Annotated in this window: 14 protein-coding genes; 6 read left to right on the top strand and 8 right to left on the bottom strand. The window is 67.2% G+C overall.

The window, feature by feature from the left end:
* Positions 1–5: 5 nt before the first annotated feature.
* Genes QZM35_RS17600 through QZM35_RS17625 form a run of 6 tightly spaced genes read right to left on the bottom strand, consistent with a single transcriptional unit; the run spans position 6 to position 4,818 of the window.
* The gene (locus QZM35_RS17600) at positions 6–1,061 is read right to left on the bottom strand and encodes a dipeptide epimerase (protein ID WP_301776517.1); all 1,056 of its coding nucleotides are present in this window, start codon (positions 1,059–1,061) and stop codon (positions 6–8) included.
* Positions 1,054–2,415, bottom strand: coding sequence for an MFS transporter (locus QZM35_RS17605; protein ID WP_301776518.1), 1,362 nt, complete (start codon positions 2,413–2,415; stop codon positions 1,054–1,056). The genes QZM35_RS17600 and QZM35_RS17605 overlap by 8 nt, the downstream gene beginning before the upstream one ends.
* Positions 2,416–2,439: 24 nt before the next feature.
* Positions 2,440–2,868, bottom strand: coding sequence for a biopolymer transporter ExbD (locus QZM35_RS17610; RefSeq protein WP_089424940.1), 429 nt, complete (start codon positions 2,866–2,868; stop codon positions 2,440–2,442).
* A 28-nt stretch (positions 2,869–2,896) separates the two neighbouring features.
* The gene (locus QZM35_RS17615; RefSeq protein WP_089430842.1) at positions 2,897–3,328 is read right to left on the bottom strand and encodes a biopolymer transporter ExbD; all 432 of its coding nucleotides are present in this window, start codon (positions 3,326–3,328) and stop codon (positions 2,897–2,899) included.
* Positions 3,329–3,331: 3 nt separating this feature from the next.
* Positions 3,332–4,120 (bottom strand): MotA/TolQ/ExbB proton channel family protein, encoded by a 789-nt coding sequence (locus QZM35_RS17620; protein ID WP_175240956.1) that lies wholly within the window; start codon positions 4,118–4,120, stop codon positions 3,332–3,334.
* Positions 4,121–4,176: 56 nt separating this feature from the next.
* On the bottom strand, positions 4,177–4,818 hold the full coding sequence (locus QZM35_RS17625; protein ID WP_301776519.1) for an energy transducer TonB: 642 nt from the start codon (positions 4,816–4,818) through the stop codon (positions 4,177–4,179).
* Positions 4,819–5,191: 373 nt separating this feature from the next.
* Here QZM35_RS17625 and QZM35_RS17630 point away from each other — a divergent pair, with 373 nt between their 5' ends.
* Positions 5,192–5,902, top strand: coding sequence for a response regulator (locus tag QZM35_RS17630; protein ID WP_197523792.1), 711 nt, complete (start codon positions 5,192–5,194; stop codon positions 5,900–5,902).
* Between the two features lie 61 nt (positions 5,903–5,963).
* On the opposite strand, the gene QZM35_RS17635 is transcribed toward QZM35_RS17630, so the two are convergent.
* Positions 5,964–7,436 carry an HD domain-containing phosphohydrolase gene (locus QZM35_RS17635; RefSeq protein WP_301776520.1) on the bottom strand — a complete coding sequence of 491 codons (1,473 nt, stop codon included), beginning with the start codon at positions 7,434–7,436 and terminating at the stop codon, positions 5,964–5,966.
* Between the two features lie 248 nt (positions 7,437–7,684).
* Here QZM35_RS17635 and QZM35_RS17640 point away from each other — a divergent pair, with 248 nt between their 5' ends.
* Entirely contained in the window at positions 7,685–8,179 is a 495-nt protein-coding gene (locus tag QZM35_RS17640; RefSeq protein WP_301776521.1) for a hypothetical protein, read from the top strand.
* Between the two features lie 28 nt (positions 8,180–8,207).
* Here QZM35_RS17640 and QZM35_RS17645 read toward each other — a convergent pair whose 3' ends face one another.
* Positions 8,208–9,161, bottom strand: coding sequence for a LysR family transcriptional regulator (locus QZM35_RS17645; RefSeq protein WP_174975748.1), 954 nt, complete (start codon positions 9,159–9,161; stop codon positions 8,208–8,210).
* Between the two features lie 84 nt (positions 9,162–9,245).
* Between QZM35_RS17645 and QZM35_RS17650 the strand changes: the two genes are divergently transcribed.
* From QZM35_RS17650 to QZM35_RS17665, 4 genes are all read left to right on the top strand, one after another.
* Positions 9,246–10,277 (top strand): alcohol dehydrogenase catalytic domain-containing protein, encoded by a 1,032-nt coding sequence (locus QZM35_RS17650; RefSeq protein ID WP_174975749.1) that lies wholly within the window; start codon positions 9,246–9,248, stop codon positions 10,275–10,277.
* A gap of 482 nt (positions 10,278–10,759) precedes the next feature.
* Complete coding sequence (locus tag QZM35_RS17655) at positions 10,760–11,992, top strand: 3-methyl-2-oxobutanoate dehydrogenase (2-methylpropanoyl-transferring) subunit alpha (protein WP_089455926.1); 1,233 nt, start codon at positions 10,760–10,762, stop codon at positions 11,990–11,992.
* A 2-nt stretch (positions 11,993–11,994) separates the two neighbouring features.
* Entirely contained in the window at positions 11,995–13,035 is a 1,041-nt protein-coding gene (locus tag QZM35_RS17660) for an alpha-ketoacid dehydrogenase subunit beta (RefSeq protein ID WP_034197866.1), read from the top strand.
* Position 13,036: 1 nt separating this feature from the next.
* On the top strand, positions 13,037–14,365 hold the full coding sequence (locus QZM35_RS17665) for a dihydrolipoamide acetyltransferase family protein (protein WP_301776522.1): 1,329 nt from the start codon (positions 13,037–13,039) through the stop codon (positions 14,363–14,365).
* Positions 14,366–14,371 lie beyond the last annotated feature (6 nt).

The following is a 14,371-nucleotide window of genomic DNA, read 5'->3' on the forward strand; positions in this document are numbered from 1 at the left end:
ATGGCTCAGCGAGAGGAGGCAGGGGGGGCAGCGTGGCCCCAGACGTTGGACGGGCAGTGCAGCAGGCCGTCGATGTACGCGACACCCGGCTCGCGATCGCGTGCGAGGAAGATCGGTCCGTCGAGATCGACGTGATCGCACAGTTGCCCGAGCAGAAACGCGGGGGCGATCGCCAGCGAGGTGCCTGCCATGCAACCGACCATCACGGACAAGCCCGCTTCGCGTACCCGCGCGGCAAGGTCGAACGCGCGCGTCAGGCCACCGCATTTGTCGAGCTTGAGGTTGACGATGTCATAACGGCGCGCGACGGCGGACAGGTCGCCGAGATCCTGAAACGATTCGTCGGCCGCGAGCGGGACCGGACAATCGATTGCTTCGAGACAGGCGTCCGCACCGATCGCAAACGGCTGTTCGAGCATGCGGACGTCAAGCTGTTGCAGCACGGGGAGCATCGTGTCGAAGTGCGCGCGCGACCAGCCCTGGTTCGCATCGACGGCGAGCGGTATTTCCGGGCGCACGTCACGGATGGCGAAGAGGCGCGCGGCGTCGGCGGCGCTGCCGTCCAGCTTGACCTTCAGCGCCCGCGCGTGGCGCAATCTCTGCGCGGCCCCGGCCCCGGCCATGGCATTCGGCGTATCCACGCCGATCGTCATCGTGGTCCGCAACGGGCGTGGCTCGGAGAGGCCCGCGATGCGCCAGACAGGCATCGCTTGCCGTTGAGATTCGAGCGCCCACAATGCCGCATCGACTGCATTGCGTGCGCCGCCGGGCGGCAATACGTCGAGCAATCGCTCTCGCGTGATGCCCGCTTCGATCGATGGTCGGACGCGCTCGATTTGCGCGGCGATGGATTCCGGCGTTTCACCGAGGTAAAAGACCCCGGAGGCTTCGCCGTTGCCGGCGTGGTGCCCGTCGTCGACGGTCACGCTCACGAGGCGAGCGGCGTCGATGACGTGGCCGGTGATATGGAACGGAGCAGCCAACGGCCAACGTTCGATACGCAGTGAGAGTGAGAGCGGGCGGGGTGACATGGGAGCGGAAGGACGAAGGGAATCACGCATAGCGTTCGATTGCGTCGCGCACACCGCGGCCCGCCGCGCGCATCAACAGGCAGGCGGCAAAGAAGCCGAATGCCGCCACGCAGACGATCGACCACAGCAAGCCCTGGCTGAACGCATGCAGACGATCCGACATGAACCCGATGAACACGGGGCTGCCGGACTGCACGACGATCGACGTCAGGGCGCCGATCGCCGCCACGCGCGAGCGCAGGTGGGCAGGGCAGATGTTCTGCATGAGGGTGGGAAACAGCACCATGCCCGCGACCATGCAGGCGAGCTGTGCGCCGAAGAGGGCGTAGACCGGCGTCAGCGAACCCACGGCCAGATAGAGGAAGGATAGGCCGCCGGCGACCAGCGCGCCACATTCACACACGCGCAATGGCGCGAGCACGCCGAAGCGCGCTCGCATGCGGCCGGCAACGAGTCCGCTGAGCACGCAACCCGCGATGCCGCCGGCCATTGCCGCCACGCCCATGCCGCCGCCGGCTTCAGCCGGTGTCGCGCCGAAGGTTCGCACCGCCACGACCGGCATCCATGTCGCGACACCGCCGAACGACAGGTTGACCAGCCCGATGGCGCCGAAGAACTTGAGCATCATGAGGGCTTCGCGCCGGAAGTAGACCGGTGCGGACGGCAGCGGCGCGGAAGTCCGGTGACGCGCGGTGGCTGCTTCCGTATCGCCGTGCTTGCCGGGGCGAATGAGCAGAACCAGCACGGCCAGCACGGGGGCGGGCAACGCAACGGCAAAGAACGCGAGTCGCCACGGTTCGAGATCGGCGAGTCCCGCCGGCAACGCGCTGTGCGCCGCCGCGATGCCGTGCATCAGTGCGCCGCCGAGCGCCATCCCCGCCCCTGATCCCAACAGGTTGGCGAGCGCGAAGATCGCATTGGCGAGCACGCGCTGGCGCGCAGGGAACAGATCGGGAATCAGGCCGTAGATCACCGGCACCAGTCCGGCTTCGCCGATCCCCAGCCCGACGGTGGCGATGAACAACTGCCAGAAGTGGGTGGTCATGCCGCAGATCGCGGTGGCGGCGCTCCAGACGAGGACGCACGCGACCAGCACGACACGGCGATCCACGCGATCGGCGACCCAGCCGATCGGCAACGACGCCACGCCGGCGAACAGGGCGATGCCTGCGCCTTGCATCAGGCCGATTTGCGTGTCGGTCAGCCCGAAATCGTGGCGGATGGGTTCCGTCAGCAGGATCAGCATCTGACGGTCGACGAACGCGAAGAACGCCACGATCACGAGAATCGCGAGACCGAACCAGGCGCGTGGCCCGGCCGGTGAATCCGATGGCGGGCTCGAGGCCGCCACGGGGGCGAGCACGTCGGGGTTGGAGTCGAACATGAGGGCTCCGTGATGAGAAGGCGGTTACTGCATGAACTGCTCGTTGCCCACGAGCCCGATGCGGTTCGCGCCGAGCCGCTGCGCGGACGCCATGACCATGGCGACGGCGCGGTAAGGCGCCGCCTTGTCGGGCCGCAAATGCAGTTCGGTCGGCGCGGGGTCGACGGCGACGTCGTGCAAGCGCGTTTCCAGTTGCTCGCGCGAACGCAGCGTCTCGCCGTTCCATGCGATGGCGCCGTCGGCCGCGATATCGATCTGCACCACCGGCGGTGTCCGCGGTTGCGACGGCGGCGCGCCGGTCGGCATGTCCAGCTTGACCGCGTTCGTCTGTATCGGAATGGTGAGGATCAGCATGATGAGCAGGACCAGCATCACGTCGATGAGCGGCGTGGTGTTGATCTCGATCATCACGTCGGCTTCGTCGGCGTTGCCGGTGGGCATCGTCATGGCCATGTCGGGTCTCCTGGTCGGTATGAAGGGATCATTGGCGCGGCGGCGGTTCGGTGATGAAGTCGACCTTGACGATGCCCGCCCGCTGGCAGGCAAACACGACCCGGCCGATGGCGGCGTAGCGTGCATCGAGGTCGCCGCGGATGTGGACTTCGGGTTGCGGCGACTGCACGGCAACCGCCTTGAGTTTCTCGACGAGCGTTGCCGCGTCGGGCACGCGCCGTTCGTCCCAGAACACGTCGCCTTCTTTCGTCACGGCGAGAATCACGTTCTGCGGCGTCGTGTGCAGCGGCTGCACGGCTTCCTTGGGCAGCGTGACCGGCACAGTGTGCGACACCACCGGAATCGTGATGAGGAAGATGATCAGCAGCACCAGCATCACGTCGACCAGCGGCGTCGTGTTGATGGACGACATGGTCTCGTCGTGCTCGGCGCCGTCGCGCGGGCCTGTGGTCATCGCCATGGCTCACCCCACGCGGGTGAGGGCGGCGGCCTTGGTCGCGGCGGCGGCCCCGGCCGTGGTCGTGCCGGTCAGGATGACGATGTGCAGTTCCGTCGAAAACCCGCGCACGCGCTCCATCACCGCCTTGTTGCGGCGCACGAGCCAGTTGTAGCCGAGCACGGCGGGCACGGCGACGGCCAGGCCGATCGCGGTCATGATCAGCGCTTCGCCGACCGGCCCCGCGACCTTGTCGATGGAGGCCTGGCCCGCGATGCCGATCGCCGTCAGCGCGTGATAGATGCCCCACACCGTGCCGAACAGGCCGATGAACGGCGCGGTCGAACCGACGGTGCCGAGAAACGCGAGGCCGTCCTGCAGGCGGCTCGAGACGGATGTGGTCGCCCGCTCGATGGCCGCCGCGACCCACTGGTTGAGGTCGACCTGTTCGACCAGCGCGCCTTCGTGATGGTCGAACGCCGCGAGACCAGTTTCGGCGATGAAGCGGAACGGGCTGCCGGCGTCCAGCTTTTTCGTGCCTTCGCTGAGACTGCCTGCTTTCCAGAATCCTGCCTCCGCTGCCTTCGCGCGGCGCAGCACACGCGTTTGCTCGAGCAGTTTCGCGACGATGATGTACCAGCTACCCATGGACATGACGACCAGGATGAGCAGCGTGCCGCGTGCAATGAAATCCCCGCCTTTCCAGAGCGCATCGAGACCGTAGGGATTCGTCACCGTGTCGGTGGCGGCGTGGGCGGCGCTGGCCGCGAGGAACAGTGCCGTCGCGAGGGCGGCCTTGCGGGTTCGGTTGAGCATGAACGTCTCCTGAAATGCGTTGCCAAGTGGAAAGGGAACGGCTGTCGAGGGCAGCCTCAATCGAGCTTGAAAGAGAAGGGCACCTGCACGCGGACTTCCTCGCCCTGTGCGACGCAGTGGAACTGCCGCACGGCGTTTTCCGCGGCCCGGTCGAGAACGGGCGCGGCCGACCGGGTCACGCTCAGGTCCTTGACGTTGCCGTCGGTGCCGACCACGAACGACACGACGACGTCGCCGGTCAGGTTGTCCTTGAGCGCTTCACGCGGATAGCGAATGGCGGCGCGAACCTGCGTCGAGTTGGGACACACCACGCCGACGCTCGCCGACACCGGCGCCGCAGCGGCGGGCGGCGCGGGCGGCGCGACGGGGGCCGACGGCGCGGGCGTGGTCGACTGCGCGGCGATCGCGTTCGGCGAAGGCGGTGCAGCGACGCGCACTTCCGGGGGCGGCACGAACGGCGGCGGGGGCGCGACGTGCTTCGGCGGCGGCGGTGCGATGTGCTTCGGCGGTGGGGGTGGTGGGGGGGGCGGCGGCTTGATCTCTTCGATGATGCGCGTCTCGATCGGCTGGCGAATCACGTCCACGACTTTCGTCGCGAGACCGGTGAGCAGTGCGTAGACGATCACCGCATGCAATCCGACCACGAAGGCGATGCCGCCAATGCGCCGGACAGGTGGCTTGGGTTGTGCGTAGTTCATGTCCCGCGTGTCTCCTGCGTCGATATGACTTGGGAGCCACGTTAAAACCCGGGCATTTCTGGTTCATATCGGCTTTGTATCGGCGCTGACACAAAGTCTTTCCGGATGGGCCATGTCGCGGCGGGAGTCGAGAAACCAGACGGAGCGGCGAAGGCGGACGATGCCGAGCGGCGTTTCTTCGGGAAAATACCGGGCGGGTTATCCATGACGTGAGCGCTCGTCAGGCATCCCGATCGTTCCGGACGACCTTGTGGGGCAAGGTGCGGGGCAATTATTTCAACGCTGCAACAATTCGTGCAAAAAGCCCTTATATTGACGGGCAATAATGAGTGTGGGGCACATCTCACCGCCGCAACATCGGAGACAAGACGCCGTGAACAAAGCGATTCGTATTCTCGTCGTCGACGACGACTCGCAGATTCGCAGCCTGTTGTGCGACTGCCTGGCAGACTTCGGCATGACGACCGCGCAAGCCGGCAGCGGCGCGGAAATGCATCACGCGCTCGGCGAGGGCGGCTTCGATCTCGTGGTGCTCGACCTGATGCTGCCGGACGACGACGGCCTCAATCTCTGCCGCGAGATTCGTGCGACCTCGGAGATTCCGTTGATCATCCTGACCGCGCGCGGCGAGATGACCGACCGGATCGTCGGGCTGGAACTGGGCGCCGACGACTATATCGTCAAGCCGTTCGAGCCGCGCGAACTGGTCGCGCGCATCCAGACGATCCTGCGCCGCGTACGTGCGCAAACGCAGGGCCGGACGCGGGCGCAGGAGGAAAGCCGCTTCGCCGGATGGCGGCTTCACCAGATCGGCCGCCACCTGATTGCGGCCGACAACACGGTCATTCCATTGTCGAACGCGGAATTTCGCCTGCTCAATGCGTTCCTCGCCGCGCCGGGGCGAGTACTGAGCCGCGAATACCTGATGGACACCGCGCGCGGCAAGTCGATCGACACGTTCGACCGCAGCATCGACGTGCAGATATCACGCTTGCGTCAGAAGTTGCGCGAGGACATCAAGGAGCCGCGCCTGATTCGCACGATTCGCGGGGAAGGGTACATGCTGGATGTCGGTCATCGTTAGGTGTGCGTGCGGCTGATTGCACGGACCGAGTACGGTTCAGGCACGACGCCTGATGCGTCATTCAGATCAGGCCCATTGCCGACGCCTTGAGCGTCGCTGCCGCGCGTGTCGAACATCCGAGCTTGCGGAACACGCTTTCGATGTGCGTGCGCACCGTGCTCGGGCTGATGGTCAGTTCCCGCGCGGCCTCCTTGTTGCTCGCGCCGCGCGAGATCACACGCAGCACGTCGATCTCCCGCTCGGACAGGCCGGCGCCGGAGGATGCACTTCGGGAGACGCGTCTGGCGACGGGGCTGCCTGCCGACGTCAGCACACCGACCGCTTCGCCGCACAACCTGCCGTCTGCGACCTCGTCCTGCAACAGACGGGCGGCCGCGTCGTCGGTCATCGCGGCACGCCAGGGGCGCGGCGATCGCAGTGCGACCCACGCGACGGATGCCGCCAGCACGCGTGCTTCCAGTGTCAGCGCAGGCGCATGTGCGCCGCGAAAATACCCCGAACCGTCCAGCCGTTCGTAAGCATGCGATGCCAGCAGCGCGGCGTGGCGCAGCGCGCCGGACTGTTTGCCGGCGCGCTCCGTCCAGTACGGTACCAGCCGCACCTTCTCCCACGCGCTTGCGGGCAACGCCGTGGGCAGGTTCCAGATGTCGTTGGGTACGGCGGCCCTGCCGATGCCGTGAATCAGTCCGGCCTGGTAGACGAGCGAACGCCCGGCGTCATCCGCCTTGAGCCGCGCGTGACACCCGGCCGCCGTCACGGCGACCGCGCGCGAAAAACCCGTCATCCACGGCACTTTCAGGTCGACGATGTCGGCGATCAGTTCGGCGTAAGTCGTCCGTTGCATATCGGAGGTCGCCAGTGCGATGTCGAACTCGGCCGGCGACGTGCGTTCCAGTTCCGTCAGCCAGGCGTGCGCGTGACGTAGCGTCGTCGCGACGAGGTGCGCCGGATATCGCGTGTCGGCGCGCTGTTCGATCAGTCCCAGGGCCCGCTCGACGCCATACGTGCGACCCAGCACTTCCAGATCGCCGGCAAGCGCGACGACCGGCACGGCGGCGGGCACGTGTTCGCGTGCGAGCTGCGCCGGGAAGCCGCTGCCGTCCCAGGCTTCGAAAATGTGACGCAGCGCCGTTTCGGTCGCCGTCGACAGCCCGAGTATCCGCGCGACCTCGCCGGCGACTTCGCAGTGAATCCGTGCGAGTTGCGTCATCGACGCGGCGGCGCCTCCGATGGCCTCGGCTATGCCGGGCCGGTTCTCGAGCATCGCCGTGCGGATCGCGATGTCGTCGCCGAACGCCTGCGCGAACCCGGCTGCGTTCGCCGTACAGCCCGACCAGCGAAGCAGCGACACCTCGCGAACCGTATCGCACGCGGACGCGCCCAGTCCGGCCGCGCCTGCGAGTCGTACACCCAGCCATGCGGTGCGAAGCGAATGGTCGGTCGGCTGTCCCATGCTCAGATCGCCGATGAAGGCGATCGCCCTCGCGGAATCGAAGATGCGCAGTGTGGCGTGGCTGGCGTCGGCGTCGAACATCGGGCTCGGCTTGGAAAAAACGCAGGGACGAGCGAACGATCATACGCGACGCGGGTGCGTGCGCCGCGTGGCGTGATGCTGTCCGGGGTCGGTCATTTGACCGATCCCGGACGGCCCGAACGATCGGGACAATCTGGCTGCAAGTGGGGCAAGCGACATGCCATGCCGCATGAATGCTTCCTTGCGCCTTTGGAGTCGCCGGAGTCGTGGCGACCGGGGCCCACCTTGTCAGAAGGAGTCGTCGTCTTATGCCTCATCCCATTTCCGCCTTGGGTGCCGGTCACACCCTCGTCAGCCTGGTGACGTTCGCCGCGGGGCTCTACAGCTTTGCCCGGTATCAGAAGATCGACAGCGCGACCCGGTCCGCCAGGATTTACGTCGCAGGCATGGTGATATCCGTGTTCACGTCGTTCGGCTTGTCCAGTACCGGCGGTTTCAATGCCGGGCATGCACTCGGCATCCTGGCGCTGATCGCGACATCGGGCGGGCTCCTCGTGCCGCACATCGAAGCGCTGGGGCGTGCACGGCGGTACCTGGCCCAGTTCGCATTCTCGTTCAGCTTCTTTCTGTTGCTGGTTCCCGGGATCAACGAGACGCTGACGCGGCTGCCGATCGGTCACCCGCTTGCCAATGGCCCCGCGTCCCCCGTCGTGCGCGGCTCGCTCGCCGCGTGGCTGGGCATCTTCGTGCTTGGATCGGTGGTGCAGCTGGTGCGGCTTCGGTCGTATCGTAGCCGCGCCTGAACGTGCGGAAAGCGGACGCTAAGTTGTTTCATCGCCCGGCGGGCCCGGCCGTGCCGCTTTTCGAGTCGGTACGTGTTGGCCGCACTCGCACCATGTCGATCAGTGCCCGCAGCCCGCCGGAAACGTGGCGATGGCCGGGGTAGTACAGGCACAGCCCCGGCATGACCGGGCACCAGTCGGCCAGCACGCGTTCGAGCCGTCCGTCTTCGAGTGCATCGCGAACGAGATGGTCGGGCACGAAGGCGATCCCGATCCCGTCGATCGCTGCGTCGACCATCAACGGCTGGTCGGTCAGCGTGAGCGGGCCGCTGACGTTCACCGTTTCGACGACACCGCGGCGCTCGAATTCCCAGCGGTAGAGCGCACCGCTATCGAAGCGAAAGCGGATGCAGTCGTGCCGGTCCAGATCCTGCGGCACGTCGGGGCGGCCGCGCGCGGCGAAATAGGCCGGCGACGCAACGGCGGCGAACCGCACCGGATCGGACACGCGCACCGCGATCATGTCCTGCGGCACGGCTTCGGCCAGCCGGATTCCCGCGTCGAAGCCACCGGCGACGATGTCGCCGAGCTTGCCGTCGGTCACGATGTCGAGGTGGACCTGCGGGTAGTCGCGCAGGAAGCGCGCGAGCACCGGCTTCAGCACGAGGCGGATCGCCCCTTCGCTGGCGTTGATGCGGACGGTGCCGCTGGGCGTGTCGCGCATCCCGTCGACTGCGAGCATCGCCTCCGCGACCGACGAGATTGCCGGGCGGAGCTTGTCGGCGAGCCGCTCGCCGGCGTCCGTCAGCGACACGCTGCGCGTGGTGCGATTGAACAGGCGAACGCCCAGGCGCTGCTCGAGGCTCTTGATCGAATGACTGATCGCAGACGGCGTGACGTCGAGCTCGACCGATGCCGTGCGGAAGCTGAGGTGCGTGGCCGCCGCGAGGAACACATTGAGCGAGAAGAGATCGCCGCTTTTCAATTGATGAGCTGATTTCATCGTGACATAAAGATTGGCGAGATTGTCATGATAATGCGCCTTTTCTAGACTAGGCCCTGCGTTCGGTTGAACAAGGAGCAGGCAATGAAGATGAAGGCGATCGTGATGACGGGGGCCAACCGGCCCTGGGAAGTGCAGGAAGTGCCGATGCCGGTAGCCGGGCCGGGGCAGGTGCTGGTGAAGGTGCATGCGTCCGGGATGTGCTACACCGACGTGTGGGCCACGCAGGGCTACGGTGGCGACATCTATCCGCAGACACCGGGCCACGAGGTGGTCGGTGAAATCGTCGACGTGGGCGCGGGCGTGCAGGCGCGACGGGTGGGCGACCGGATCGGCACGACGTGGGTGCAGTCCGCGTGCGGGCGCTGCCCGTACTGCCGCGAACATCGCCCGCTTTCCGGCCAGACGGCCGTGAACTGCGATGCGCCGCGGACCACCGGGTTCGCATCGCAGGGCGGCCATGCGGAGTACATCGCCGTCGCGGCCGAGGGCACGGTGCTGTTGCCCGACGGGCTGGCCTATGTCGATGCCGCGCCGATGATGTGCGCGGGCTACACGACGTGGAGCGGCTTGCGCGATGCGGCGCCGCAACCGCACGAGAAGGTGGCCGTGCTCGGCATCGGCGGGCTGGGGCACGTGGCGCTGCAACTGTCCCGCGCGTGCGGCTTCGAGACCATCGCGATCACGCATTCGGCCGACAAGCGCGATCTCGCGATCGGGCTGGGCGCGGACCGGGTCGTCGCGAACGGTGCGGAACTGCGCGATCTGGGCGGCGCGGATGTCCTGCTGGTCACGACCAACGAGTTCAGTACTGCAGAGGAAGCGATGACGGGCGTGCGGGTCGACGGCCGGGTGATCCTGTGCGGGCTCGACTTCAGCAAGCCGTTCTCGATCGCGTCGCAGCGCAAGCCGTTCCACATGATGCGCCAGCAGGTCATCGGCTCCACGCATGGCGGCTTGCGTTACCTGAGCGAGGTGCTGGACCTCGCCGCCAAAGGCAAGGTCAAGCCGATCGTCGAGACGTTCTCGCTGGACCAGGCGACCGACGCCTATGACCGCCTCGCGTCCGGGAAGATGCGCTTTCGCGGCGTGTTCACGCCCGCGCAAAGCCACTGACGCTCGAGCGTGCCGGGAGATGCGGGGACGTATCTCCCGGCAAGCGCGCGTGGCAGGCTCGCCGCGCTTCGCATTCGCGCAGTGATCGAATTGGCCACACCGATCGGCGGCGTTCGTCCGCGATCGCCGTTCCGCTGACATCGACTGCCGCCCGATCGGGCGCGGCGTGGCGATGTTGTCCGGCGCATCCGGTCCTCGCCCGGCGTCGGTCGTAGCGACATCCGCGATTTCCCGTCAGGCCCTGCTTTGCGCCGGCACGGCGACGCCAGACCACCGGCCCATGCCCGCCTGGCGGCCCTCCCGCACCCGACATGGCAAATCTGCTCACCGCAATCGAGCGGCTTGGGCATCGACGTCCGCCGCCGCAAGGCATAGATTTCCAAGGTTGACGTGCCTATCCGCACGCCAGCCCGCGCGCAGGCCGGCAACCGGCCGCGCGTTCCCAATCAGCGTGAGACACAATCGAGCGTGGAGACGACACGATGAGCCTGTCAGAGCCATTGCGTCTGCATGTGCCGGAGCCCACTGGGCGCCCGGGCTGCAAGACGGACTTTTCCTATTTGCATCTATCGCCGGCCGGCGCCGTTCGCCGCCCGCCGATCGACGTTGCCGCGGCGGACACCGCCGATCTCGCCCGCAGCCTCGTGCGCGTGCTCGACGACAGCGGCAAGGCCGTCGGCCCGTGGGCACCGGATCTCGACGATGCGCGGCTGATCGCCGGCCTGCGCGCGATGCTCAAGACCCGCATTTTCGACGCGCGCATGATGATCGCGCAGCGTCAGAAGAAAATCTCCTTCTACATGTTGAGCCTCGGCGAAGAGGCGATCGGCACCGCGCACACGATGGCGCTGCGCGACGGCGACATGTGCTTCCCGACCTACCGGCAGCAAAGCATCCTGATCACGCGCGACGTCCCGCTCGAACGGATGATCTGCCAGCTGATGTCGAACGAAGGCGACCCGCTCAAAGGCCGCCAGCTCCCCGTGATGTACTCGGACCGCGAAGCGGGCTTCTTCTCCATCTCCGGCAACCTCGCGACGCAGTTCATCCAGGCGGTCGGCTGGGCGATGGCGTCGGCGATCAAGGGCGACACGAAGATCGCGTCCGCGTGGATCGGTGACGGCGCGACGGCCGAATCCGACTTCCATACCGCGCTCACGTTCGCGCACGTGTACCGCGCGCCGGTCGTGCTGAACGTCGTCAACAACCAGTGGGCGATCTCGACGTTCCAGGCGATTGCGGGCGGCGAAGGCACGACCTTCGCCGGGCGCGGCGTCGGCTGCGGGATCGCGTCGCTGCGCGTCGACGGCAACGACTTCCTCGCGATCTACGCGGCATCGAGCTGGGCGGCCGAACGCGCGCGCCGCAATCTCGGCCCGACGCTGATCGAGTGGGTGACCTACCGCGCGGGTGCGCACTCGACGTCGGACGATCCGACCAAGTACCGGCCGAGCGACGACTGGTCCCATTTCCCGCTCGGCGATCCGATCGAACGCTTCAAGCGCCACCTGATCGTCAAGGGCATCTGGTCCGACAGCGCGCACGAAGCGTTGACGGCCGAGCTCGAGGCCGAGGTGATCGCCGCGCAGAAGGAAGCGGAGAAATTCGGCACGCTGGCCGACGACCGGATTCCGTCGCCGGCGTCGATGTTCGACGACGTGTACAAGGAGCTGCCCGCGCACCTGCGCCGTCAGCGCCAGGAACTGGGAGCGTGATCATGGCGCAACACGAGACAGGCACGGCAACGCAGCCGATGACGATGATCCAGGCGCTGCGCTCGGCGATGGACGTGATGCTCGGGCGCGACAGCGACGTGGTCGTGTTCGGGCAGGACGTCGGTTATTTCGGCGGCGTGTTCCGGTGCACCGAAGGACTGCAGAACAAATACGGCAAGTCGCGCGTGTTCGACGCACCGATCTCCGAAAGCGGGATCGTCGGCGCGGCGGTGGGGATGGGCGCATACGGGCTGCGCCCGGTGTGCGAGATTCAGTTCGCCGATTACTTCTACCCGGCGTCCGACCAGATCGTGTCGGAAGGCGCGCGGCTGCGCTATCGCTCGGCGGGCCAGTTCATCGCGCCGATGACGATCCGCATGCCCTGCGGCGGCGGCATCTACGGCGGCCAGACGCACAGCCAGAGCCCGGAGGCGATGTTCACGCAGGTGTGCGGGCTGCGCACGGTGATGCCGTCGAATCCGTACGACGCGAAGGGGCTGCTGATCGCCTCGATCGAGAACGACGATCCGGTGATCTTCCTCGAACCGAAACGGCTGTACAACGGGCCGTTCGACGGCCATCACGACCGGCCGGTCACGTCGTGGCTCAAGCATCCGGCCAGCGCGGTGCCCGAAGGCTACTACACGGTGCCGCTCGATACGGCCGCCGTGGTGCGCCCCGGCAACGACGTGACGGTGCTGACCTACGGCACGACGGTGCACGTGTCGCTCGCCGCGGCCGAGGAGACGGGCATCGACGCGGAGGTGATCGACCTGCGCACGCTGTGGCCGCTCGATCTCGACACGATCGTCGCGTCGGTGCGCAAGACCGGGCGCTGCGTCGTGGTGCACGAGGCGACGCGCACCTGCGGCTACGGCGCGGAACTGGTGTCGCTGGTCCAGGAACATTGCTTCTACCACCTCGAGGCGCCGGTCGAGCGCACGACGGGCTGGGATACGCCGTATCCGCATGCGCAGGAGTGGGCGTACTTTCCGGGCCCGGCCCGGGTCGGTGAAGCGTTGCGACGCGTGATGGAGGCGTGAGATGGGGATTCATGTCATCAAGATGCCGGATATCGGCGAAGGGATTGCCGAGGTCGAGCTGGTGGCCTGGCACGTGGAAGTCGGGCAGACGATCAAGGAAGACCAGCCGCTCGCCGATGTGATGACCGACAAGGCGGCGGTCGAGATTCCGTCGCCGGTGACGGGCAAGGTGATCGAGCTCGGCGGCCGGATCGGCGAGATGATGGCGGTCGGCAGCGAGCTGATCCGCCTCGAGGTCGAAGGCGACGGCAACCTGAAGGCCGGCGCACCGGTGCGGGAATCAAAGGTAGCAACCGCACCGGTCGCTTCGGCGCCGTCGAAGTCGGTGGTCGAGGCGCCGGCCGAATCGTCCGCCAAGCCGGCGGCGAAGCACGCACCGGCGGAGCCGCGTCGTGCGAAGCATGCCGAGCACGCGGAGAAAGCGGAGCCGCCGCGCGCGGCGCTCGCGCCGAGCGAACGGCCGCTCGCGTCGCCGGCCGTGCGCCAGCGCGCATGGGACATGGGCATCGAGCTGCGCTATGTGCGCGGCACCGGTGAAGCAGGGCGGATCCTGCACGCGGACCTCGATGCGTATGCGGGCACCGGCAGCGGTGCGGCGCGCGGTTCGCACGCGCATGGCTACGCGGAACGCAACGATGAAACCGACGTGCCGGTGATCGGCCTGCGGCGCGCGATCGCACGCAAGATGCAGGAAGCGAAGCGCCGCATTCCGCACTTCAGCTACGTCGAGGAGATCGACGTCACCGAGCTCGAATCGTTGCGCACGGAACTGAATCGCCGCCACGGCGACACGCGCGGCAAGCTCACGCCGCTGCCGCTGCTGATCCGCGCGATGGTGATCGCATTACGCGACTTCCCGCAGATCAACGCGCGTTTCGACGACGAAGCAGGTGTCGTCACACGCTACGGCGCGGTGCACATGGGCGTCGCGACGCAGACGGACGGCGGCCTCACGGTGCCCGTGCTGCGTCATGCGGAAGCGCGCGACGTGTGGTCGATTTCCGCCGAGATCGCGCGGCTTGCCGACGCAGTGCGCGCGAACCGCGCGCAGCGCGACGAGCTGAGCGGCTCGACGATCACGATCTCGAGCCTCGGCGCGCTCGGCGGCATCGTGTCGACACCGGTCATCAATCATCCTGAAGTGGGCATCGTCGGCGTGAACCGCATCGTCGAGCGGCCGATGATCCGCGACGGCGCGGTCGTCGCGCGCAAGATGATGAACCTGTCGTCGTCGTTCGACCATCGCGTCGTCGATGGCGCGGATGCGGCCGAATTCATCCAGGCCGTGCGCGCGGTGCTCGAGCGCCCGGCACTGCTGTTCGTGGAGTGATCACGC

This window comes from Burkholderia sp. AU45274 (genome assembly GCF_030482505.1).
GTDB lineage: Bacteria > Pseudomonadota > Gammaproteobacteria > Burkholderiales > Burkholderiaceae > Burkholderia.

What these genes read in the sequence shown, in the direction of transcription:
- QZM35_RS17600 (WP_301776517.1), bottom strand. Translation starts at nt 1,061, where the DNA reads ATGCGTGATTCCCTTCGTCCTTCCGCTCCCATGTCACCCCGCCCGCTC.
- QZM35_RS17605 (WP_301776518.1), bottom strand. Translation starts at nt 2,415, where the DNA reads ATGTTCGACTCCAACCCCGACGTGCTCGCCCCCGTGGCGGCCTCGAGC.
- QZM35_RS17610 (WP_089424940.1), bottom strand. Translation starts at nt 2,868, where the DNA reads ATGGCCATGACGATGCCCACCGGCAACGCCGACGAAGCCGACGTGATG.
- QZM35_RS17615 (WP_089430842.1), bottom strand. Translation starts at nt 3,328, where the DNA reads ATGGCGATGACCACAGGCCCGCGCGACGGCGCCGAGCACGACGAGACC.
- QZM35_RS17620 (WP_175240956.1), bottom strand. Translation starts at nt 4,120, where the DNA reads ATGCTCAACCGAACCCGCAAGGCCGCCCTCGCGACGGCACTGTTCCTC.
- QZM35_RS17625 (WP_301776519.1), bottom strand. Translation starts at nt 4,818, where the DNA reads ATGAACTACGCACAACCCAAGCCACCTGTCCGGCGCATTGGCGGCATC.
- QZM35_RS17635 (WP_301776520.1), bottom strand. Translation starts at nt 7,436, where the DNA reads ATGTTCGACGCCGACGCCAGCCACGCCACACTGCGCATCTTCGATTCC.
- QZM35_RS17640 (WP_301776521.1), top strand. Translation starts at nt 7,685, where the DNA reads ATGCCTCATCCCATTTCCGCCTTGGGTGCCGGTCACACCCTCGTCAGC.
- QZM35_RS17645 (WP_174975748.1), bottom strand. Translation starts at nt 9,161, where the DNA reads ATGAAATCAGCTCATCAATTGAAAAGCGGCGATCTCTTCTCGCTCAAT.
- QZM35_RS17650 (WP_174975749.1), top strand. Translation starts at nt 9,246, where the DNA reads ATGAAGATGAAGGCGATCGTGATGACGGGGGCCAACCGGCCCTGGGAA.
- QZM35_RS17655 (WP_089455926.1), top strand. Translation starts at nt 10,760, where the DNA reads ATGAGCCTGTCAGAGCCATTGCGTCTGCATGTGCCGGAGCCCACTGGG.
- QZM35_RS17660 (WP_034197866.1), top strand. Translation starts at nt 11,995, where the DNA reads ATGGCGCAACACGAGACAGGCACGGCAACGCAGCCGATGACGATGATC.
- QZM35_RS17665 (WP_301776522.1), top strand. Translation starts at nt 13,037, where the DNA reads ATGGGGATTCATGTCATCAAGATGCCGGATATCGGCGAAGGGATTGCC.